This is a genomic window from Dietzia psychralcaliphila, assembly GCF_003096095.1.
GTDB lineage: Bacteria > Actinomycetota > Actinomycetes > Mycobacteriales > Mycobacteriaceae > Dietzia > Dietzia psychralcaliphila.
The window spans coordinates 3,575,556-3,596,546 of record NZ_CP015453.1 but is presented as its reverse complement, the minus strand read 5'-3'; the positions used below and the strand labels follow the sequence as shown (position 1 = coordinate 3,596,546).

The 20,991-nt window shown below is 70.8% G+C and carries 21 protein-coding genes; 11 read left to right on the top strand and 10 right to left on the bottom strand.

Features of this window, described 5'->3' with window-relative positions:
• The first annotated feature begins 40 nt into the window (after nucleotides 1-40).
• Complete coding sequence (locus A6048_RS16670) at nucleotides 41-781, top strand: glucose 1-dehydrogenase (protein ID WP_107746946.1); 741 nt, start codon at nucleotides 41-43, stop codon at nucleotides 779-781.
• Between the two features lie 20 nt (nucleotides 782-801).
• Here A6048_RS16670 and A6048_RS16665 read toward each other — a convergent pair whose 3' ends face one another.
• Together A6048_RS16665 and A6048_RS16660 are read right to left on the bottom strand one after the other, a co-directional pair.
• A complete protein-coding gene (locus A6048_RS16665; protein WP_107746945.1) occupies nucleotides 802-1,377 on the bottom strand; it encodes a peroxidase-related enzyme in 576 nt (191 codons plus the stop codon).
• Between the two features lie 151 nt (nucleotides 1,378-1,528).
• Nucleotides 1,529-1,936, bottom strand: coding sequence for a PPOX class F420-dependent oxidoreductase (locus A6048_RS16660; protein ID WP_107747245.1), 408 nt, complete (start codon nucleotides 1,934-1,936; stop codon nucleotides 1,529-1,531).
• Between the two features lie 194 nt (nucleotides 1,937-2,130).
• Between A6048_RS16660 and A6048_RS16650 the strand changes: the two genes are divergently transcribed.
• Nucleotides 2,131-3,609: an MBL fold metallo-hydrolase gene (locus A6048_RS16650; RefSeq protein WP_107746944.1), complete on the top strand. Its 1,479-nt coding sequence runs from the start codon at nucleotides 2,131-2,133 to the stop codon at nucleotides 3,607-3,609.
• 31 nt (nucleotides 3,610-3,640) lie between these two features.
• Here A6048_RS16650 and A6048_RS16645 read toward each other — a convergent pair whose 3' ends face one another.
• Both A6048_RS16645 and A6048_RS16640 read right to left on the bottom strand, forming a co-directional pair.
• On the bottom strand, nucleotides 3,641-4,456 hold the full coding sequence (locus A6048_RS16645) for a patatin-like phospholipase family protein (RefSeq protein ID WP_244911025.1): 816 nt from the start codon (nucleotides 4,454-4,456) through the stop codon (nucleotides 3,641-3,643).
• Nucleotides 4,457-4,473: 17 nt separating this feature from the next.
• A complete protein-coding gene (locus tag A6048_RS16640; protein WP_235027472.1) occupies nucleotides 4,474-6,288 on the bottom strand; it encodes an N-acyl-D-amino-acid deacylase family protein in 1,815 nt (604 codons plus the stop codon).
• Nucleotides 6,289-6,622: 334 nt separating this feature from the next.
• Between A6048_RS16640 and A6048_RS16635 the strand changes: the two genes are divergently transcribed.
• Entirely contained in the window at nucleotides 6,623-8,008 is a 1,386-nt protein-coding gene (locus A6048_RS16635) for an MFS transporter (RefSeq protein ID WP_107746942.1), read from the top strand.
• 73 nt (nucleotides 8,009-8,081) lie between these two features.
• On the opposite strand, the gene A6048_RS16630 is transcribed toward A6048_RS16635, so the two are convergent.
• Nucleotides 8,082-8,675 carry a DUF1707 SHOCT-like domain-containing protein gene (locus A6048_RS16630; protein ID WP_107746941.1) on the bottom strand — a complete coding sequence of 198 codons (594 nt, stop codon included), beginning with the start codon at nucleotides 8,673-8,675 and terminating at the stop codon, nucleotides 8,082-8,084.
• Between the two features lie 108 nt (nucleotides 8,676-8,783).
• Between A6048_RS16630 and A6048_RS16625 the strand changes: the two genes are divergently transcribed.
• A complete protein-coding gene (locus A6048_RS16625) occupies nucleotides 8,784-9,284 on the top strand; it encodes a carboxymuconolactone decarboxylase family protein (protein ID WP_235027471.1) in 501 nt (166 codons plus the stop codon).
• An 11-nt stretch (nucleotides 9,285-9,295) separates the two neighbouring features.
• On the top strand, nucleotides 9,296-10,225 hold the full coding sequence (locus tag A6048_RS16620) for a sigma-70 family RNA polymerase sigma factor (protein WP_244911024.1): 930 nt from the start codon (nucleotides 9,296-9,298) through the stop codon (nucleotides 10,223-10,225).
• Between the two features lie 74 nt (nucleotides 10,226-10,299).
• Here the strand turns inward: A6048_RS16620 and A6048_RS16615 are convergent, their stop codons facing one another.
• The gene (locus tag A6048_RS16615; RefSeq protein ID WP_107746939.1) at nucleotides 10,300-10,650 is read right to left on the bottom strand and encodes a VOC family protein; all 351 of its coding nucleotides are present in this window, start codon (nucleotides 10,648-10,650) and stop codon (nucleotides 10,300-10,302) included.
• Nucleotides 10,651-10,680: 30 nt separating this feature from the next.
• Here A6048_RS16615 and A6048_RS16610 point away from each other — a divergent pair, with 30 nt between their 5' ends.
• Complete coding sequence (locus A6048_RS16610) at nucleotides 10,681-11,256, top strand: hypothetical protein (protein ID WP_146166342.1); 576 nt, start codon at nucleotides 10,681-10,683, stop codon at nucleotides 11,254-11,256.
• A gap of 26 nt (nucleotides 11,257-11,282) precedes the next feature.
• Here the strand turns inward: A6048_RS16610 and A6048_RS16605 are convergent, their stop codons facing one another.
• The gene (locus tag A6048_RS16605; protein ID WP_107746937.1) at nucleotides 11,283-12,029 is read right to left on the bottom strand and encodes a thiamine phosphate synthase; all 747 of its coding nucleotides are present in this window, start codon (nucleotides 12,027-12,029) and stop codon (nucleotides 11,283-11,285) included.
• The gene (thiM, locus tag A6048_RS16600; RefSeq protein WP_107746936.1) at nucleotides 12,026-12,886 is read right to left on the bottom strand and encodes a hydroxyethylthiazole kinase; all 861 of its coding nucleotides are present in this window, start codon (nucleotides 12,884-12,886) and stop codon (nucleotides 12,026-12,028) included. Before thiM ends, A6048_RS16605 begins: the two co-directional genes overlap by 4 nt.
• A 70-nt stretch (nucleotides 12,887-12,956) precedes the next feature.
• On the opposite strand from thiM, the gene A6048_RS16595 reads away from it, so the two are divergent.
• The 3 genes from A6048_RS16595 (at nucleotide 12,957) to A6048_RS16585 (ending at nucleotide 16,100) form a co-directional block, all read left to right on the top strand.
• Nucleotides 12,957-13,958, top strand: coding sequence for an LLM class flavin-dependent oxidoreductase (locus A6048_RS16595; protein WP_107746935.1), 1,002 nt, complete (start codon nucleotides 12,957-12,959; stop codon nucleotides 13,956-13,958).
• 92 nt (nucleotides 13,959-14,050) lie between these two features.
• A complete protein-coding gene (locus A6048_RS16590) occupies nucleotides 14,051-15,259 on the top strand; it encodes a fatty acid desaturase family protein (protein ID WP_107746934.1) in 1,209 nt (402 codons plus the stop codon).
• 22 nt (nucleotides 15,260-15,281) lie between these two features.
• Complete coding sequence (locus A6048_RS16585) at nucleotides 15,282-16,100, top strand: thioesterase family protein (protein WP_107746933.1); 819 nt, start codon at nucleotides 15,282-15,284, stop codon at nucleotides 16,098-16,100.
• 33 nt (nucleotides 16,101-16,133) lie between these two features.
• On the opposite strand, the gene A6048_RS16580 is transcribed toward A6048_RS16585, so the two are convergent.
• Nucleotides 16,134-17,690, bottom strand: a complete 1,557-nt coding sequence (locus A6048_RS16580; RefSeq protein ID WP_107746932.1) for a DEAD/DEAH box helicase — start codon at nucleotides 17,688-17,690, stop codon at nucleotides 16,134-16,136.
• A 231-nt stretch (nucleotides 17,691-17,921) separates the two neighbouring features.
• On the opposite strand from A6048_RS16580, the gene A6048_RS16575 reads away from it, so the two are divergent.
• Nucleotides 17,922-19,565, top strand: coding sequence for an adenylate/guanylate cyclase domain-containing protein (locus A6048_RS16575; protein ID WP_107746931.1), 1,644 nt, complete (start codon nucleotides 17,922-17,924; stop codon nucleotides 19,563-19,565).
• 10 nt (nucleotides 19,566-19,575) lie between these two features.
• Here A6048_RS16575 and A6048_RS16570 read toward each other — a convergent pair whose 3' ends face one another.
• On the bottom strand, nucleotides 19,576-20,304 hold the full coding sequence (locus tag A6048_RS16570; protein ID WP_107746930.1) for an LmeA family phospholipid-binding protein: 729 nt from the start codon (nucleotides 20,302-20,304) through the stop codon (nucleotides 19,576-19,578).
• Between the two features lie 97 nt (nucleotides 20,305-20,401).
• Between A6048_RS16570 and A6048_RS16565 the strand changes: the two genes are divergently transcribed.
• Complete coding sequence (locus tag A6048_RS16565) at nucleotides 20,402-20,962, top strand: type 1 glutamine amidotransferase domain-containing protein (protein WP_107746929.1); 561 nt, start codon at nucleotides 20,402-20,404, stop codon at nucleotides 20,960-20,962.
• Nucleotides 20,963-20,991: the final 29 nt, after the last annotated feature.

Here is a 20,991-nt window from a genome sequence, read left to right as displayed (position 1 = left end):
GCGTCATCACCACAACTGTTCACGAGTAGAGGGAGTCGTCATGGGTCGGGTCGAGGGCAAGGTCGCCATCATCACGGGCGCCGCGCGGGGGATGGGTGAGGGTGATGCGCGCCGGCTCGTAGAGGAGGGCGCCAGGGTCGTGCTCACCGACGTGCTCGACGAGCAGGGCGAGGCCGTGGCGGCAGAACTGGGGGCGAACGCGCGCTACCGTCACCTCGATGTGTCCGCTCCCGAGCAGTGGAAGGCCGTCGTCGAGGAGACGGTCGCCGACTGGGGCGGGGTCGACGTCCTGGTCAACAACGCCGGGATCGCCAATGGTGCCGAGCTGCACAAGTTCCGGCACGACAAGTGGCAGCAGATCCTCGACGTGAACCTCACGGGGACCTTCTACGGGTGCCAGGCGGTCACCGAGACGATGATCGCCGCCGGCCGCGGCTCGATCATCAACGTGTCCTCGATCGAGGGCATGCGCGGCACCCCGTGGGCGCACGGGTACGTGGCCGCGAAGTGGGCGGTCCGCGGGCTCACCAAGTCGGTCGCGCTCGAACTCGCCCCGCACGGAATCCGCTGTAACTCACTGCACCCGGGGCTCGTCCGCACCCCCATCACCGAGGGCATCCCGGACGACATGATCCCCATCCCCCTGGGCCGCCTCGGCACGGTCGAGGACGTGGCCAACTTCGTCCTGTTCCTGGCCTCGGACGAGTCCTCCTACGCCACCGCCACCGAGTTCGTGGTGGACGGCGGCACCATCAACGGGATCCCGCACAAGCAGCTGTAGAGCTACGCGACCGCGGCGGCCTACGTCGACCGCGGCAGCCGACCCATCGTGTAGAACTCCGGGTTCGGCCGCATGTCGGTGGCGTTGGCCACCCGGTTGCTCAGCCCGAACAGGCCGGTGATCGTCGCGATGTCCCACGCGTCCTCGTCGTCCAGGCCGTGCGCGTGCAGCGCGGCGAAGTCGGCGTCGACGAGCTCGTCGGACCGCAGGTTGACCTTGGTGGCGAAGTCGCAGATCGCGCGCTCCCGGGGGGTCAGTTCGGCTTTGTGATGGCTCACGGCCAACTGGTCGGAGAGGTACGGGTCCTTCTTGACGATCCGAAGGATCGCCCCGTGAGCCACCACGCAGAACTGGCAGTTGTTCTGCGCGGAGATGGTCACGATGATCATCTCCTTGTCCGCCTTGGACATGTTCGAGCCCTCGCGGTCCATCACCGCGTCGTGGTAGGCGAAGAACGCCCGCCACTCCGCGGGTCGGCGTCCGAACATCAGGAACACCTCGGGGACGAACCCGGCCTTCTCCTGCTCCGCGAGGATGCGCTCCCGCAGGTCGTCGGGCAGATCGGCGAGTTCGGCGAGGGGGTAACGGTCGGACATGTGCGGCTCCGGGGGGCGTGGGGCGCCCGGGTGGGGCGCCGGTCTGAAGGACTGAAGGACTGAAAGGCCGAAGGACTAAAAGGCTGAGGGGCTAAAAGGCTGAGGGGCTGACGTTCTGCCCAGAGGCTATGCCGCGGCGCCCGCCACCGGATCAGGATCGCGCCGCGGACCCCCACGTGTGTACGCGCTCGATCTCCAGCCAGGCGTCGACACGGGGACGGTCGCGGACCGGGTAGGGCTGGTCTGTGTAGTGCCGGGACAGCGCGTCGATGCCGGACAGGTCGGGATCCTCGGTGATCTCGGTGATCCGACCCTGGATGCTCACGTGCGAGTACCAGTCGTCGGCGTCCAGCACGGACAGTGCCACCCGCGGGTCTCGCCGCAGGTGCTGCAGCCGGACGCGGCCGGCGTCCAGGTTGAGGTGGATTCGGTCGTCGACCAACCGATACCAGGTGGGCACGGTCACCGGCGAGCCGTCCTTGCGCAGCGTCGCCATGACGCACGGGTTCGGTGCGGCGAGTAGGCGGCGCAGGTCGTCGGTCAACGGGGAGTCGTTCACGGGGGAATCGTTCACAGGGGAATCGGACACGGGGGAATCGGACACGGGGGAATCGGACACGGCGGGGGTCCTCTCGTCGGGGGCGGGGTACGCCAGTCCAGTGTGCGTGCCATCCGCGTCGAGCGGTGGCGCTATACCCCCGAGGGTTTTACGGTGCGTTGTGTACCTGCTTCCTACGGAAACGGAGACACTCCATGCTCCTCGAACGCATCTATGACACCGACCTCGCCCAGGCCAGCTACTTCATCGGTTGCCAGAGCAGCGGGGAGGCGATCGTCGTGGACCCCCGTCGTGACCTCGAGCCGTACTTCGAGATGGCTGAGCAGCACAACATGACGATCGTCAAGGTCGCCGAGACGCACATCCACGCCGACTACCTGTCCGGCACCCGCGAGCTGGCCGCCGCCACCGGCGCGACCACCTACCTCTCGGGCGAGGGCGGCGAGGACTGGAGCTACGGCTTCGACGCCGAACTGCTCAATGACGGCGACGTCATCGAGCTGGGCAACATCGCCATCAAGGCCGTGCACACGCCGGGCCACACACCCGAGCACCTGATGTTCCTCATCACCGACGGCGCGTTCGCCGACGAACCCGGCTACGCGCTCACCGGCGACTTCGTCTTCTGCGGCGACCTTGGTCGACCCGACCTGCTCGATGAGGTCGCGGACGGCGGGGATTCGACCGGCGGGGATTCGACCGGCGGGGGTTCCGGTGACGGTCACGGTGCGGGCTCCACCAACGGGGGTTCCACCAGCAAGGACACCCGCCACGAGAGCGCGGCGCAGCTCTTCGCCAGCCTGCGCGACCACTTCCTCACCCTGCCCGACCACGTCCAGGTGTTCCCGGCCCACGGCGCCGGCTCGGCCTGCGGCAAGTCCCTGGGCGCCCTGCCCTCGAGCTCGGTGGGATACGAGCGGAAGTTCGCGTGGTGGCCGAAGTACGTGCAGAACGACGACGAGGAGGGCTTCGTCTCCGAGCTACTCGACGGCCAGCCCGACGCGCCGGCCTACTTCGGGCGGATGAAGCGCGAGAACCGGGACGGTCCCCCCGTCCTCGGATATCCGCTCGCGGAGCTGCCCGAACTGCCGGCGGAGAAGGTGGTCTCCGGTATCGAGGCGGGCGAGCTCGTCGTCGTCGACCCCCGTTCCGCCGACGAGGTCCACGAGGGCACGGTCTCGGGCGCCATCAACCTCCCCGCCGGCCAGGCGGGGACGTACGCGGGCTGGGCGATCGACCCCGAGCAGGACACTCGCGGACTGGTCATGCTCACCGAGAACCGCGAGACGGCCGAGGAGCTGCGGCGACACGTCGCGCGGGTCGGAATCGACACCACGGCCGGGTACATCACCTCACGCGACGGCCTGCCGGCATTCGTCCCGGAGACGGTCGAACCGCGGGGACTCGACGACCGTGAGCCCGCCATGGTGCTGGACGTCCGTGCCGCCACGGAGTTCGACGAGGGCCACGTCCCGGACGCCACGCAGGTGCACGGCGGTCAGGTGATGTGGGAGCGCGACCGGCTGCCGGACTCCGGGACCATCGTGACCTACTGCCAGTCGGGAGCCCGCAGTTCGGTGGTGGCCAGCGCGATGCGCAGTGCCGGGTACACCGTGGTCGAGCTCGAGGGCAGCTTCCAGGCCTGGGAGGCCGCCGGTCTGCCGACGGAGTGAGGCGAGGACCCGGCGGGGGACTCTGCTCCTACTACGCGCCGGTTCCGTTCCCGGACAGGGTGTCCCCGGACAGTGCGGCGCGCACGGTTCCGGGGGCGGTCGTCATGGCGGCCTCGAACGCGGCGGCCCGGCGGGAGCGGCGCATGAAGTTGGCGCCGAGGCCCGCGAGGTCCCGTGCCGTGGGACGGATGGGGATGACGGTGGTCCCGCGTGCGCGGGCGGAGGCGATCTCGGCGTCGAGACCCGTCGACATCGGGCGCCGGAGCAGGCGGTGTTCCAGCACGCCGCCGGGCCCGGGTGCGCGGACGCCCGGCGCCGAGGCCATCGGGGCGATCACGTAGACCAGGTCCGCGTCGCGGGACGTGAGGAGGTCCACCGACGCGGTCGACGCCGCACCCCCGTCGACGAAGAGGCGGTCGCCGACCGGGACCGGCGGCATCCAACCGGGGATCGCCCAGGATGCGCGCAGGGCCTCGCCGACGCTCACGGTGGGGGATCCCGGGGCGCCCAACGCGACCCTCTTTCCCGAGCGGACGTCGTAGGCCACCATTCTCACGTCCCGGTGCGGGAGCCGGCCTCCGCTGCTGAAGCCGTCGGCGAGACGCTGCAGCCAGTCGGCGTCGGCACGGCCGGTGGGGGCGATGCCGGTCACGGCGGCGAGCCCCGACCGCGACCGCAGCAACCCGGGGTTCAACAGCGGCAGGCGCGGGAGCGGAGGGACTCCCGGAGGGGTGGACGCCAGGTGGCTGCGGAGCCGCGGGTCCTGCGCGCGGCCGCGCTGCATGTCCAGGGCGGACAGGGCCGCGATCGTCCACGCTCCACCGATCGTGCCGCCGCAGGCCAACACGATGGCGGTCCGGCTCCTCAGAGTGCGACCTTCGAACTCGTGCGCGGACCCACGCTCTCGCCGGAGGGCAGGAACCGTCCCGCGGCGATCTCGCTGCCGAAGCCCTCCGCGAACTGCCCGTCCTCCCACACCACGTGGCCGCCGATGACCGTGGCGGCCACCGCCCGGTCGTTGCGGTTGACCATGCGGTGGATGCCGCCGAGCTCCGGCATCGCCTCCTCGTGGTAGCCCAGCGATTCTCCGTTCAGGCCGGCCGGGTCGATCACCACCACATCGGCCCGCCGCCCGGGTTCGATCCGGCCGGCGTCGAGCCGGTAGAAGTCGGCGAGTTCGCCGGTGAGCTTGTATACGGCGTCCTCGACCGACAGGAACGGTGCGCCGCGGCGATCCGCCTCGTACACGCGCTCGAGCAGGCGGACGCCGAAGTTGTAGAAGGCCATGTTGCGCAGGTGCGCCCCCGCGTCGGAGAAGCCGATGGTGATGCCCGGTGTCCGCGCGAGCCGGTTGGCGACCTTCTCGCGCGCGTTGGCGATGGTGGTGGTCCACCGCAGGTCGGTACCGTATTCCACCACCAGGTCGAGGTAGGCGTCGGCCGGGTGCAGCGTGCGGGCCCGGGCCACGTCGCCGATGGTCTTGCCCACCAGCGCCTCGTCGGGACAGGCCACGATGAGCGCGTCGTCGAAGTCGCGGTGCCAGACCCGCGGGCTGAACCGCTTCTCGAAGTCCTCGCGGAACCAGCGGCGGTAGCTCTCCTTCCCGAGCAGGTCCGTGCGGGCCATCTCGTCGACCAGGTGCAGGGCCTCGCGTCCGGAGCCGAACTCCTCAAAGACCACCAGGTCGATCCCGTCGGCCCACACCTTGAACGTGGTGGGCAGGTGCTGCCACACGAACCTGCCCCTGCCCAGGGTGTTGGCGATCCAGGCCAGCGGCCGGAAGATCCGGTTGACCCACGGTTCGGCCAGAGTGTCAGCCGCGGCCAGGAGCGTCACCCGCAGCGGCTTGCGGAGTAGCCCGGTGCTGGTGGCCACGTAGAAGGCCACATCGACCTTGGTGTTGAGGTTGGGCACGCCTTGGAGGACCCGGTCGCGGCGGCGAAGGGCCCGGCTGATGCGCCGGAACTCCTTCCACGAGGCGTGCGTGGAGGGCAGGGTCCGCGAGCGGTAGCGGTCGCCGTCCATCTTGTCCCAGGGGTTGGTCATGGTGGACACGCCCAGGAAGCCCTCGTCGAGCGCCTGCTCCACGCGCCGGTCGATCTCACGCAACTCGTCACGGCTGGGGGAGTGCTCCGGGTCGGTCGCCCGGCCGAGCCCCATCACCGAGGCGCGGACATCGGAGTGGCCGAGGAAGCTCGCCACGTTGGGACCCAACGGCAGCGCCTCGACCGCGCGACGCCACGCCGCCGGGTCGGACCAGGACTTCGTCCGCTCGAGTGCCTCCAGGACGGCGTCCCGGGGCAGGGCCTCCACGCGGCTGAACAGGTCGGCCACGTCGACCGCGTCCGCGTACACCCCGGACAGGGAGCAGTTGCCCACGAGCACGGTGGTGACGCCGTGGCGGACTGACTCGCCCAGCCCGGGTGAGACGAGGAGTTCCACGTCGTAGTGGGTGTGGGTGTCGACGAAACCGGGCGTCACCCATCTGCCGTCGGCCTCGATGACGCGTGTGCCGGGAGAGACCGGGAGCGGGGTGGGGCTCACCGCCGTGATGACGCCGGCCCGGATTCCGAGGTCGGACCGGACGCCCGGCGCACCGGTGCCGTCGTAGACGGTCCCGCCGCGGATCACGATGTCGAAGTCGGCGCCGCCCGGGCTGGCGTGATCAGTGGTGTCCACGAGGCACTCCCCAGTTTGTGATGCAAAACACATACTTCACCAGGCTACCCGGACACTGGTCCAAGTCCAGACCTCGTGACGAATTCTCCTGAGCCCCACGGCCGCCGTCCCCCGGTGCGACCGATCCCTCGCGTGGTCACATCCGCTCACGTTCTCCGAGGTGCCGTTCCCGCTCAGGTGCCGTGCGCGACCACTCGCCGGAGGGCGCCGTGGGGCGCCGTGGGACCCCGGCCGGAGGGCGTCGTTGGACCCCGACGGGAGGGCCCGGCGTCGCCCTGTCGGCCGGTCCCCGGGCGCGCGAGACACCCGCGGGCCGGGAGTAGCGTTATCGCGCATGACCTCACGCACGGAGCGCCTCGACGGCCTGCCGTTCACCCGCAAGCACCGCAAGCTGTTGCTCGGATCCGGGATCGGCTGGGCACTGGACGCCATGGACGTCGGCCTCATCTCGTTCGTCATGGCTGCGCTGGCCGTGCACTGGGCGCTGACCCCCACCGAGTTGTCCTGGATCGGCTCGATCGGCTTCGTGGGCATGGCCATCGGCGCCGCACTGGGCGGGCTGCTCGCGGACAAGATCGGCCGCCGCCAGGTCTTTGCCGCCACGCTGCTGGTCTACGGGCTGGCCACGGGAGCGGCGGCGTTGTCGACCGGCATCCTGATGCTCATCGTCCTGCGCTTCATCGTGGGCCTCGGCCTGGGCGCGGAGTTGCCCGTGGCATCGACGCTGGTCAGCGAGTTCGCGCCCCGCCGGATCCGCGGCAGGGTAGTGGTGATCCTCGAGGGGTTCTGGGCCGTCGGCTGGATCATGGCGGCGCTCATCGGGTACTTCGTGGTCCCGACCGGCGACGACGGGTGGCGCTGGGCGCTGGCGGTGGGCCTGGTCCCGGCCGCCTATGCGCTGGTGATCCGGTTCGGCCTGCCCGAGTCGGTGCGGTTCCTGGAGTCCAGGGGTCGGGTGGACGAGGCCGAGCGCATCGTCCGCGAGTTCGAGGCCTCGGCGGGCGTCGAACCGCCCGCCGAGGCTGCCCCAGGGTCCAGGGCAGAGTCCGCCGCGACCACCGCAGGGACCACCGCCGCGACCACCTCAGGCACGGCGCCGTCCCGGGCCGCAGCCTTCGAGGAGGCGACCCGCGAGTCGATCTGGTCCCCGCGCCTGCGCAGGCGGACCGGAGCCCTGTGGATCGTGTGGTTCGGCATCAACTTCTCTTATTATGGTGCGTTCATCTGGCTGCCCAGCCTGTTGGTCTCCCAGGGTTTCGACCTGGTGAGGTCCTTCGGCTACACGCTCATCATCACGCTCGCCCAGTTGCCGGGGTACGCGGTGGCGGCGTGGCTCATCGAGGTGTGGGGCCGCCGGGTAACCCTCGCGGTGTTCCTGTCCGGTTCGGCTGTGGCCGCGGGCCTGTTCGGCCTCGCGGACACGCCGGCGACGATCATCGCCGCGGGCATGGCACTGTCGTTCTTCAACCTCGGAGCGTGGGGCGCGCTGTACGCGATCGGCCCCGAGTTGTATCCCACCACGACCCGCGGGTCCGGCACCGGTGCGGCGGCGGCGTTCGGGCGGATCGCCTCGATCATCGCGCCGCTGCTCGTCCCGGTGATGCTGGGCGCGGGCGGCACCGCGATGGTCTTCGGTGTGTTCGCGGCGGCCTTCGTCGTGGCCGCCCTGGCCGCCTTCACGCTCCCGGAGCGCAAGGGCGTCGCGCTCGAGGAGACCTGACCTCGTCCCCCGGCCCCCGGCCCCCCGTCGTCGATGCGGCAGCACGCCGGGGGGTGACGCGGGGCCGGGTGGTTCAGTCCCGCGTCTCGCGCCCGTCTCCGAGCTCGCGGATCCGCTCGGTGGCCGCACGGAGGCGCTCCTTGCGGGCCTCGTCGTCGGACTCCTTGAGCTCCTCGTAGAGCTCCTCGTCCGAGTCGGAGAACTGCATGATCGCGCGCGGCACCCCCAGGGTCAGCACCAATGAGGGCCACACGATCCACGCGAAGTCCCAGCCCACCACGAACTGGAGGATGAGGAAGGCCACGAGTGTCGCTCCCAGGACCAGCCCGTCGAGCGTCTCCACCGTCCTGCCGCGCTTGCGCAGATCCTGGAGTTCGCGATCCGGATCCGACACCGCGGGTGACGACGACGAGGATCGCACCAGCTCGCCACCGCCCGCCGTGGCCGACTGGACGATCATGCCGTCAACGCTGGTCAGCGGCATGCCCCCCGGCAGATCGCTGAACGACCCGCGTAGCTGACCCAGTGTGCGCGCGGCGGCCACGTCGCCCGAGCGGGAGTGGAACTCCGGGTCGTCGAGGCGGCCAGCCGCGTAGTGATCGCCGAGGGCGGTGAGCGCGTGCAGGCGCTCGGTGTCAGAGAGCAGCAGATCGTCGGGATCGGTCATGCGTCCAGGCTAGGAGGGGACTCCTCAGATCGCCATAGGTGACTGCACCCATCCGCTGTCATATCCGGGGGCGTGTCACATCCGGGGGCGCTGGTGCGTCGAAGGGGTATGAGTACACACCGGAACGATCACGGACAGCGCACACAGGTCAGCGCGGGGGCGATGGCCCCCATGCTGGCGCTCGAGGCCTACACCCGGGCCCGGGTCTCCCGCTCCGACAGCCACCTCATCCGCCTCCGCGTCTCTGCGGTGAACAACTGCCGCTTCTGCACCGCGATGCACCGACGCGACGCCCGGCGGGGCGGCTGGGACGACACCCGCATCCTCGCCGCTGAGGACTGGCCCGCGCACGCCGGGGAGCTGCCCGCGGGCGACCTCGCGGTCCTGAGATTCGCGGACGCGATCACGCACATCCACGGCGAGGAGTCGGTCTCCGACGAGCTCTGGGACGACGTGGTCCGTCACCGGGGCGAGGCGGGCACTGGACAGCTGCTGATGGAGGTCGTCACCATCAACGCATGGAACCGGATCGCCGTCGCCACCCGGAAGGACCCGGGATCGCTGCGGGGCGTCCGCCCGGAGGACATCGATCCCGTGCGCCCGAGGTGACAGCGGCCGAGGTGACAGCGCCCGGGGTGACAGCGGCCGAGGTGACAGCGCCCGGGGTGACAGCGCCCGGGGTGGTCGCCGGGCTCGACCGGTCCGCGATCGACCGGGTCCGGGGGCGACTCCTCGGGGTGGGGTACCGCATCACCGGGACGTGGGCCGACGCCGAGGACGCCGCCGACGAGGCCCTGGCCCGTCTGGTCGCGCTCGAACCGGGCACGGCGCCCGACAACCCCGAGGCCTGGCTCACCACCGTCACCACGCGGTTGTGCCTGGACCGGCTGCGGCGACGCAAGCGGGAGGCCTACGTCGGGGCGTGGCTCCCCGAACCCGTCGACACCGCCCTGCTGCCCTCGGAAATGGTCGAACAGCGCGACGACCTGCGGATCGCCGTCCTGTTGGCCTACGAGCAGCTGGGCCCCGACGAGCGCGCGGCCTTTGTCCTGCGCGAGGCCTACGCCCTGCCCTACGCCGAGATCGCCGAGGCACTGGACGCGGCCGTGCCCACGGTCCGCCAGTGGGTCAGCCGGGCCCGGCATCGGTTGGACACCGACCTACGTCCGCCGGAGCGCGCGTCGGAGGCGGTGATCTCGAGGTTGGTCGAGGCAGTCCTGGCCGGTGACCTCCAGCAGACGATCGACGTCCTCACCGCGGACGCCCGGGTGGTCTCGGACAGTGACGGGAAGGTCAACGCCGCCAGGCGGGACATCGTGGGGGCCCGCAAGTGCGCGTACTTCCTGGTCAAGGCGACGGAGCTGTCCGGCGGCATGATCGCGCCGGTCGAGGTCAACGGGGAGTTCGCGCTGGCGGTGGTCTCCCGCGGGGTCGTGCGGGTGGCCCAGTTGGCCGTGGTCGACCACCACGTCACGCGGGTCTACTTCCACTCGAACCCGGCCAAACTCACGAGGCTCGCGCTGCCGGAGGGGTTCGAGCCGACATTGTGAAGCCGACCTGGTGAGAAGGCAGCACGCAACAGTCTGAGCTGTCACACCTCGGGCAGTGACTACTCGGGCACCGACTACTCGGGCACCCACATGGACATCTCGTTGCCACCCGGTTCGCGGAAGTGGAACCGTCGGCCGCCGGGGAAGGAGAACGGCTCAAGGGTCACCACGCCGCCCGCGGCCTCGACCCGCCCGCGGGCCTCGGCCAGGTCGGCCACCCGGATCACCATCAGCGGAGCCGGGGACTGTTCGTCGTCGTCGCCCTGGACCCCCACCTCGATCCCGCCGCCGGTGAGGTCGGTGTACGACGTCCCGTACACGGTGGGCGTCCAGCCGCACACGGTCGCGAGGAAGTCGGCGGTCGCCGGCATCGACGTGCTGGGGAATTCGACCATCGTGATCTGGTCCGGGGTGCTGTTCTGCATGCGGCCGACGGTACGGGCACCATTGGTGTGGTGACGCGGTTTCGGTCTGCCTACCCGATTCTGGCCCTCCCGTTGATCGTGGCCGCGACGGGCTGCACGGGAGGCGCCACGCCGGACCCGGCGCCGGCCCCTCCCACCAGCACCGGCCCGATCGGCGCGGCGAACGTTCCGCTCGACACCACGATCGACGTCGCGGGTTCCCGCGCCGCACTCGAGGCGGGGCAGGCGGAGATCCGGCGGGTCCTCGAGGACAGAATCGGCGCGGGCGGCTGGAGGGAGTCGCGGCCGGCCCAGGAGGTGGCCTGTCCCAGCCGGAGCGATGCCGCCGGTGCCCTGGACACCGGGATCGGAAAGTTCTACGCCCGCGAGATGCGTCATCCCGATGCCCTGGACCCCGCCGGTTGGGACCGGGCCCTGGGCGAGGTCCTGAACGCCGTCGAGCCGCACGGGTTCCGGCCCAAGCCCACCGACGAGGAACACACGCAATCCGAGATCCGCTACGTCTACCTGATCAACGATCACCAGGACGAGCTGACCCTGTCCACCCATCCGACGATCGGCACCGGCTACGGCGGGTTCGGCGTCTGCCACCCCTGGGAGAACTGACGGGGCCCGCAGGTTCTTGGGTCGGTTCAGCCGTGAGCCCGGGCCCGGTCCCAACGGGAGAGCAGGTCGGCGGCGGCCGCACGTGGATCGGTCGCGGTCATCACAGCCGACACCACGCACACGCCGTCCAGTGCGGTGCCGGCGAGCAGGCCGACGTTCGCCGAGGTGATCCCACCGATTCCCACCGCCGCGACGCCCCGTCGGTGGGCCGCGCGGGCGATGCGGTCGGCTCCCTCCGGGCCGAGCGCCACCGCGGTGTCGGTCTTGGTGGCGGTGGCCCAGACCGGGCTCACCCCGATCACGTCCGGCGCGGGCCCGGGACCTGCCACCGCGACCCGGAGTTGTTCGTCGGACTCGATCGACAGCCCGAGCATCAGATACCCCGGGAGCTCGGCGCGGGCCCGCGCGAACGGCACGTCCCGCTGCCCCACGTGAAGGTGCAGCCCCAGCTCCCGCGCCACGTCCAGCCGGTCGTTGACGAACACCGGCACGTCGCGGCCCACCTGTGCTCCGGCCCGTCGGGCGGCGTCGGCGACGGCGGCGGCGCGTGAGGCGAACTCGTCGTCGTCGCACTCACCTCCGCACTCCTTGTCCCGGAACTGGACCACACCCACCCCGCCGAGTACGGACTCGTAGACGATCCCGGGCACCGCGTCCCGCCCGCCACCGAGGTGGGGATCGGTGACCAGGTACAGCCGCCAGTCGACGGAGTCCCCCGGACCGCCGTGCCCGACCGGAGCGGATGCGCGGCGCGCGCGGGCCGGGTGGGTCACGGCGAGGCGTCGAGGAGGGTGACCGTGTCCGCGATCTCCTCGGGCGTGAGCGTGTACAACGCGTCGAGCCACGCCACCGCGAACAGGCCGGGACCCGCGGCGACCCGCCCGGCGGCCGTGCCCGCCGCGCCGACGTGGGCGTGGGCGGCCACCACCGCGTCGTGGTCGGGGAGTCCGGCGGTGCGGGCCGCACCGAGATAGGCGGCCGTCACCGCACCGAGCGCGCAGCCGGTGCCGATCACCTTCTGCAACAGCGGGTGTCCGGAGGTGACCCAGGTGGCGATCGTCGACCCGCCGGAGTTGGTGACGACGATGTCCTGCGGTCCCGTCACCGCCACGATCCCCCCGGTGCGCTCGGCGAGCGACAACGCCGGAGCCAACGCCACGGCCACGTCGTGGGTCGAGTCCACGCCCCGCCCACCCGCTCCCGCCCCGGCGAGCGCGACGATCTCGGAGGCGTTGGCCCGGATCGCCGCGGGCCCGTGGTCGAGCCAGCCGGTCGCCAGACCGGTGCGCAGTGCCAGACCACCCACCGCGACCGGGTCCAGCACCCACGGCGTGCCGTGGTCGCGGGCGGAGGCGATGGCGGCGTGCATCCCCTCGATCTGCTCGGTCGTCGGGTTGCCGACGTTGATCAGCACACCCGAGGCGACGGCGGCGAAGTCCCCGGCCTCGTCGGGGTGGTCGACCATCGCGGGCGCGGCGCCGGCGGCGAGCAGGACGTCGGCGGTGATCTGCCGGACCACCGAGTTGGTCAGGCAGTGCACCAGCGGCTCGGCCCCGCGCATCACCGAGACGAGGTGGGCGACGTCGACAGAACTGGAACCTGAGCTGGCACCGGGGCCGGGAGCGGACATCCCCCCAGTGTGCCGCCCCCGTCGTTCCCCGCGGCGGAATAGGTCCCGCGAGGCCGGGGTTGGACCCGTCATGACCCCCTCCCCGATGCCCCTGTCCGTGATCGACTTCGCCTCCGTCCGTCCTGGCCAGTCCGTCGGGGACGCGTTGCAGGACTCGGTGGCGCTGGCGCAGAAGGCAGAGGAGCTGGGGTACGAACGGGTCTGGTACTCGGAGCACCACAACATGGGCTCCATCGCCTCGTCGGCACCGGCGGTGCTCATGGCGCACATCGCCTCGCAGACCGAGCGGATCCGGCTGGGGTCCGGGGGCGTCATGCTGCCCAACCACTCGCCGATCGTGATCGCCGAGCAGTTCGGCACATTGGCAGAGCTGCACCCGGGCCGCATCGACCTGGGGCTCGGCCGCGCCCCCGGCACCGACCCGCAGACCATCCGCGCACTGCGCCGCGAGCCGTCGGCCGCCGAGCATTTCCCCGACGACGTCCGCGAGCTGCAGGCGTTCCTCGGGGACTCCCCCTCCGATCTCGCGCGGACCCGCGGGATCACCGCGACCCCGGGCCGGGGCACCAGGGTCCCCCTCTACATCCTCGGGTCCTCGTTGTTCGGCGCCCAGCTCGCCGCCAAGTTCGGGCTGCCGTACGCGTTCGCCTCGCACTTCGCGCCCGACGCGCTCGAGCAGGCCTCGGCGGTGTACCGCGACCGCTTCGAGCCCAGTGAGCAGCTGGCCGAGCCGTACATGATCGCCGCCGTGAACGTGGTGGCCGACGACGACACCGGCCGCGCCGCCCGCGAGCTCCAGCACTACCGGCGCCAACGCGTGAAGCTGATGGCCGGGCGCGGGCGGCACTTCTCGGACGAGGAGCTGGACATGATCATGGAGTCGGCCGGCGGCCGTCAGATCCTGCACATGATCAGCTGCACCGCCGTCGGGGACGGGCCCGCAGTTCGCGACTACCTGCAGGATTTCGCTTCGCGTGCGGGCGCGGACGAGCTCATGATCGCCCCCGTGGGGTCGACCCGCGAGCGGGTCCACGGCACGCTGGACGTGCTGCGCCGCGCGTGGAGTCAGTGAAGTCGACCCATCGTGGTGCGCTTGGTCACGAATTCGCCGTCAAGAGCTCCCACAGGTGGTTAAGATCCACCGGACCGGCCTAGAGTTGATCCATGGCCATATCTGATGTAGGTGAGTACGCCCATCTCTGTCCCGAGCAGATCGAAGAGCTGGGGCGGGAACTCGACGCGATCAGGGCCGACGTCATCGCCTCGCGCGGGGAGCGGGACTACCGGTACATCCACAGCGTGATCCGCCTGCAGCGTGGGATCGAACTCGGTGCCCGGGCGGTCCTGTACATCGGTGCGCGGAACCGTACGGCCTGGGCGCTCGGCACGGGTGCGCTGGCCGTTGCCAAGATCCTCGAGAACATGGAGATCGGGCACAACGTCCTGCACGGGCAGTGGGACTGGATGAACGATCCGGAGATCCACTCCACCACCTGGGAGTGGGACCTCGTCGGCAGTTCCGCGGACTGGAAGCACACCCACAACTACCTGCACCACAAGTTCACGAACATCGTCGGGCTTGACGACGACGTGGGGTTCGGCGTCCTGCGGGTCACGCGTGACGTGCCGTGGGAGCCCAAGTACTCCGCCAACCTCCTGGTCAACACCGTGCTGATGCTGGGGTTCGAATGGGGGATCGGCCTGCAGGACGTGCGGTTCCAGGACGCGTTCCCGGGCTCCGGTGCCACGCCCGCCGACCGGCGTACCGCCAAGGCGTTCCTTCGGAAGGCGGGCAAGCAGGTCCTCAAGGACTACATCCTCTTCCCCGTCCTCGCCGGACCGGCGGGTCGGCAGGCGCTCACCGCCACCGTCACCGCCAACATCATCCGCAACATCTGGACCAACGCGGTGATCTTCTGCGGTCACTTCCCGGACGGGGCGGAGAAGTTCACCCCCAAGGATGTCAAGACCGAGACCCAGGCCGAGTGGTACCTGCGTCAGATGCTGGGCAGCGCCAACCTCGACGGCGGCCCGGTCATGAACCTCATGTCGGGCAATCTGTCGTTCCAGATCGAGCACCACATGTTCCCCGACCTGCCGTCCAACCGGTACTCGGAGATCTCCCTGCGGGTCCGTGACCTGTGCGAGCGGTACGACCTGCCGTATGTGAGCGGACCGCTGTGGAAGCAGTACCTGCAGTCGTGGCGCACCATCGCGCGTCTCTCGCTGCCCGACAAGTACCTGCACCGGACCGCCGACGACGCCGCGGAGACGCGCAGCGAGAAGATGTTCGACCGGATGCCGCAGATGCCCGGTCTGGCGACCGCGCTGGCCGCGTTCCGGCAGAAGGGGCGCGCCCAACTGGTCCACTGAGCGCTTTGGCAGACTGTCCGGCATGTCGCTGAAGAGCATGCTGGAGGCCGCCGCGCGCGGTGGGACCGTCGAGGTCACGGACGGCTGGACGCAGGGCCGCGCGATCTACGGCGGGTTGACCGGGGCGCTGCTGTTGGCGTCGATCAAGGGTCGGCTGAGGGACGCGGCCGGAGACGGGTCCGGGTCTCCACATCCGTTGAGGTCGTTCACCGTCTCGTTCATCGGCCCCGCCACGACGGGCGCGGTCGAGGTCCATGCCGAGATCCTGCGGGTCGGGAAGAACGTGACGCAGTGCCAGGCCACGCTGCGCCAGGACGGCGCTCTCGTCGCCACCGCCCTGGCGGCGTTCGGGAAGCACCGCGAGTCCACCATCGTCGTGCCCCCCAGACATCCCATGCCGGAGTTGCCGGAGCCCGGGACGATCGAGCCGTTCCCCTACATCGAGAAGATGACCCCGGAGTTCTACCGATTCCTCGCGTTGCGACAGGTCGGCGGCGCACTACCGTTCAGTGGCGCCGAGACCGGCGACCTCTCCGGCTGGGCGCAGCTGCGGGAGACCCCCGAGGAGTTCCACGAGGAGCATCTGCTGGTGCTCGCGGACGCGTGGCCCCCGGCGACCATCCAGATGCTCTCCGGGTTCGCGCCCGCCAGCAGCCTGACCTGGACGCTGGAGCTGGTGGCGGAGATCGGTCCGGACACGATCCCACCGGAGGCGGTCTTCGCGTACGAGGCGACCACCGATGCCTCCCGCGACGGCTACGCGCACACCCACGCCATGCTGTGGGGACCGGACGGGGCGCTGACGGCGATCAGCCGCCAGACCATCACCGTGTTCGGGTGACAGCTGGCGGCTGATCGGTCGGAGGCTGGAGACTCAGCCGGCGGCGCGGCTGGCCTTGCGGCGCTCGCCGCCACGCGAATGGCCTGCACTCTGGGCGATCGTGTGGGTGGCAGCGGAGCGCTGGCCACCCGAACCCTGACGAGCCGAGCCCTGGGCGCCGGAACCCTGACGGCTGGAACCGTGACCGGATCCCTGGGCGCCGGCACTCTGGGGCCGACGGGGACGACGACGGGTGCCGTCCGAGCCGGACGACTCCTGCGCGCGGCCTCCGCGCTCGCCGCCGTCGCGGCCCTGGCCCTGACGGTTCTGGCCCTGCCCGCCCTGAGACCGGCCCTGACGCTGCCGGTTCTGGCTCTGGCGGCTCTGACCCTGACTCTGACGGCCCGCGGGAGCGTCGTCCCCGGGCACGTGTGCGGGCGGCTCGGGGGCGTCGGCCAGCGCGGTGGCGGCGTTCGCGCCCACGGGGAGCACGATCTCGCCCGCGGTCACGCCGGCCGACCGCAGCAGCGAGCGCACCTCGCGGACCTGGTCTGAGGTGGCCACGGTGACGACGGTGCCGACTGCACCCGCGCGTGCGGTGCGACCCGAGCGGTGCACGTAGGCCTTGTGCTCGGCCGGCGGATCGGCGTGGACGACGAGCCCGACGTCATCGACGTGGATGCCGCGTGCCGCGATGTCGGTGGCCACGAGCACGCTCGCCTGGCCCGAGGAGAACGCGTCGAGGTTGCGGACGCGCGCGTTCTGAGACAGGTTGCCGTGCAGGTCCACGCTCGTCACGCCTCGACCGGAGAGCTGCTTGGCCAGCCGCTTGGCGCCGTGCTTGGTGCGGGTGAACATGACGGTCCGCTCGTTCACTCCGGCCAGGTCCGCCAGTGCGCGGACGCGGTCGTCCGGGTCGACGTGGAAGACGTGGTGCGCGGTCGCGCCGGGGGTGGCGGAGCCGTCGTCGACCTCGTGCACGACCGGATTGTCGAGGAACTTCCTCACCAGCTTGTCCACACCCTGGTCGAGGGTCGCGGAGAACAGCAGTCGCTGGGCGCCCTGGGGCGTGGCCGCCAGGATCCGGGTGACTCCCGGAAGGAAGCCCAGATCGGCCATGTGATCGGCCTCGTCGAGGACGCTGACCTCGATCGAATCCATACGGCAGTGCTTCTGGCCCATGAGGTCCTCGAGCCGGCCCGGGCAGGCCACCACGATGTCGACGCCCTGATCGAGCGCGCTGACCTGGCGGCCCTGCGAGACCCCGCCGAAGATCACGGTCGTCTTGAGGCCCATGGCCTTGGCCAGCGGCGCGAGCGTCTCGTCGATCTGACGGGCGAGCTCGCGGGTGGGGGCGAGGATCAGCCCGCGCGGTGAGTTGCGCTTACGCCGACCGCCGGCGGGTGCCGAGGCGGCGAGACGGGTGACCAGCGGGAGGCAGAAGGCGTAGGTCTTGCCGGAGCCGGTGCGGCCCCGGCCCAGGACGTCGCGCCCGGACATCGCGTCGGGCAGCGTGGCCGACTGGATCGGCGTGGGGGTGACGATGTCGACGCCCGTGAGGACGTCGAGCAGGGATGAAGGAACGCCGAGATCGGCGAAAGAACGTGACAAGGGAGGAATCTCCGTACATAGATGGGGCGTCTTGCCCGGCGCGCTCCTGGGATCCCGCGTCGCTCGGAGGCGACGCGCCCGGTGCGCGACCACGGGAGGTCGACATCCGATTCGGCCCGAGGCAAGAGTGGTGCGGGCCGACTCGTCCACCCTACGCCCCGGAGGGCCTCACTCCCAGTTCCCCGGGATTAGTGTGACGAGGTAGTCACTCCTGGGCTCACGGATGGCACGATGTTGATCGTGCGACTCGACCTGTCACTGCTGCGACGCCCGGAACTGGGTTCGGTGCTGCTCGGGCGGGGGACGGAGTCGGCCCGTCTGAGATCCCTTCGCGTCCAGGTCCTGCTCGTCCTGACGCTGCTGGGCTCCAACCTCGTCGGGGTGGGCGTTGCCGCGGTACTGATCCTCTTCGTCCTGCCGGGGCCCACTCTGCCCTCCACCGAGTTCCTCGTCCCCACCGCCATCGTCGTCCCGGGTTATGTCTCGCTGGCGACGATCGTGGGCACGGTCTGGGTGCGTAGTGCGGTCTATCGCCGCGTGCGCTGGTTCCTCGACGGCCGCGAACCCACGGACCGGGAGCGGGTGCGGACCCTCCGGTTGCCCGGCCGCATGACGCTGATCCAGGCTTTCCTGTGGCTGCTGGGCGCGGCCGTGGTCACGCCCGCCTTCGGGGTGATCGACCCGGAGGCGATCCCCTCGGTCGGGTTCACGATCGTCTTCTCCGGCATGGTCGTCTGCGGTGTGGCGTTCCTCTTCGCCGACTTCTGTCTGCGCCCCGTGGCCGCGGTCGCCCTGGCCAGTGGTACCGCACCGCGCACCCGATTCCTGGGAGCGATGACGCGCCTGCGGGTGGCGTGGGTGGTCGGCAGCGGGGTCCCGATCGCGGGTCTGATCATCGTGGCGATCTATACGTTGGCGGGCCGGGCACTGTCTTTGGAACGGCTCGCCGTCATCGTGATCGTGCTCGGCGCCACCTCTCTCCTCGCCGGATTCCTCCTCATCTCCCTGGCGACGGGTTCGGTCCTCGGGCCGCTGCGCAGTCTCCGTTGGGCGATGGAAGACATCACCAACGGGGAACTGGCACGACGCGTAGTGGTCTATGACGGCACCGAGCTGGGTGAACTCCAACGCGGGTTCAACCGCATGGCGGCCGGGCTGCAGGAACGCGAACGGCTCCGCGATCTGTTCGGCCGGCACGTGGGCCGCGACGTGGCGGAAGCGGCCGAGGAGCGGGACCCCGAGCTGGGCGGCAGCGCCTCCCACGTCGGCGTCGTCTTTGTGGACATCATCGGGTCCACCGAGATGGCGGTCCGGTCCGAGGCGGCGGAGGTGGTCGACGTCCTGAACCAGTTCTTCCGTGTGGTCGTGGAGACGGTCGAGGAGTACGACGGCGTCGTGGACAGCTTTCTCGGCGACGCGGCTCTCGTGGTGTTCGGCGCGCCCCGGTCGATGGACGATCCCGCCTCCGCGGCGCTGGCCTGCGCCCGTGTCCTCGGCGAGCGGCTGCCGGACCGGGTGCCGGGATGCCGGGCGGGGATCGGGGTGTCCTACGGGGGCGTCGTCGCCGGGTACGTCGGCGCCGACGACCGTCTCGAGTACACGGTCATCGGCGACGCGGTCAACGAGGCATCACGGTTGTGCGAACTGGCCAAGAACCAGACCGGTCTCGTGCTGGCCTCCGGTACCGCGGTGTCGTCGGCGGGTGGAGCAGAGGCCGCCCGGTGGGACCGGGTCGGATCCGAGGTGGTGAGGGGCAGGTCCGAACCCACGGAACTGTGCGTCCCGGCCGCCGCCGGAACCGACCGGGGACCCGCGGACTACGGAACAGACCGGGGTCCCGCGGTCTACGGAACCGACCAGCGTCCTGCGGACTAGTTGGTGAGCGCTACCGCAGCGTGACGTCCGTCCCGACTAGCGCGACCTCGAAGCCGTCGGGCACCACGCGGGCGCCCTGGATCGACACACCCTCGGGAAGTGCGGCGAGGGTTGAGTCGACGGTGCCGGTGATGCCGGAGAACAAGCCGTCCGGCAGAGGGAAGCCGACCAGCTCGGTCTGTTCCGGAGTCAGGGTGAGCTGGCCGCCGGAGACCCCCGGGGCCACGCCGATCTCCGCGATACCGCCGATGTCCGCGCGCAGCAGCCCCGCCTGTGCGTCGGGACGCACGGAACGGACCTCCGTCAGTCCGGCCACCGGAGACCCGCCGGCGGGATTGCCCTCGGCCGCGGCCGCGGCGAGCTGCTCGCCGCTGAGCGTGGCGGTCCCGTCCGCCGTCCCGGCCAGGATCGCACCGTCGACCAACCGGACCGAGTATCCGGTCACGTCGATACGGGGCACGGTGGCGTCACCGGGGGAGGTCATCCGGACCGAGTCCACGGCCTGCGTGGTGGCCAGGTCCCACAGGATCGGGGTCGGCCCGAATCCCACCGACACCGGCGCGCCGAGTCGGGCCGACGCCTCGCGCTCCGCGCGGTCCGACAGATACCACCGGGCGCCGAACTCCGCGGCCACCACCAGCCCCACCAACAGGAGCAGCAGCACGAGCAGGGAACAGCCACATCCGCCTCGCCGGCGGTCGCGCCGCCCTCGTCGGTCGATCGGGTCTCGTCGTCGCATCCACGTATCGTGCCGGACCACGCGTCACGGGGCCACCGGGCGGGGGTCACCGTTGGTCCGGTTGCGGGCCTGGGGGGTCCGGGCCCACGATCAGGTCATGACCGAGACTCAGGACGACACCACCGACACCAGCACCGTCGTATTCCTCGTGGCCGGCGAGGGCATCGAGCGGGTCGAGCTCACCGAACCCTGGGGGGCGGTGACCGAGGCGGGTCACACCGCGCTCCTGGTCAGTACCTCCGACGGCGAGGTCGATCTGGTCGACCATCTCACCCCGGCGGGCACCCAGGCGGTCGACCGCACCACCGCCGACGTGACCGCAGCCGATATCGACGTCCTGGTCCTGCCGGGCGGCGTCGCCAACCCGGATGCACTCCGACAGGACCAGTACGCCGTGACCATGGTTCGCGAGATGGTCGAGGCGGGTAAGCCGGTTCTGGCCATCTGCCACGCGCCGTGGGTCCTTATCGAGGCCGACGTCGTCCGCGGGCGCCGCGTCACCTCCTACCCGAGCCTGCGGACGGATCTGGTCAACGCCGGCGCCGAGTGGGTGGACGAGGAACTGGTCAGCTCGGACGGCGTGTTCACCAGCCGTAACCCCGACGACCTCCCCGCGTTCTGCGACGCACTCCTGGGGGCCATCCGCGGAGCGGACTAGGGCACGGACGGGGTCTGGTCGGGAACAGC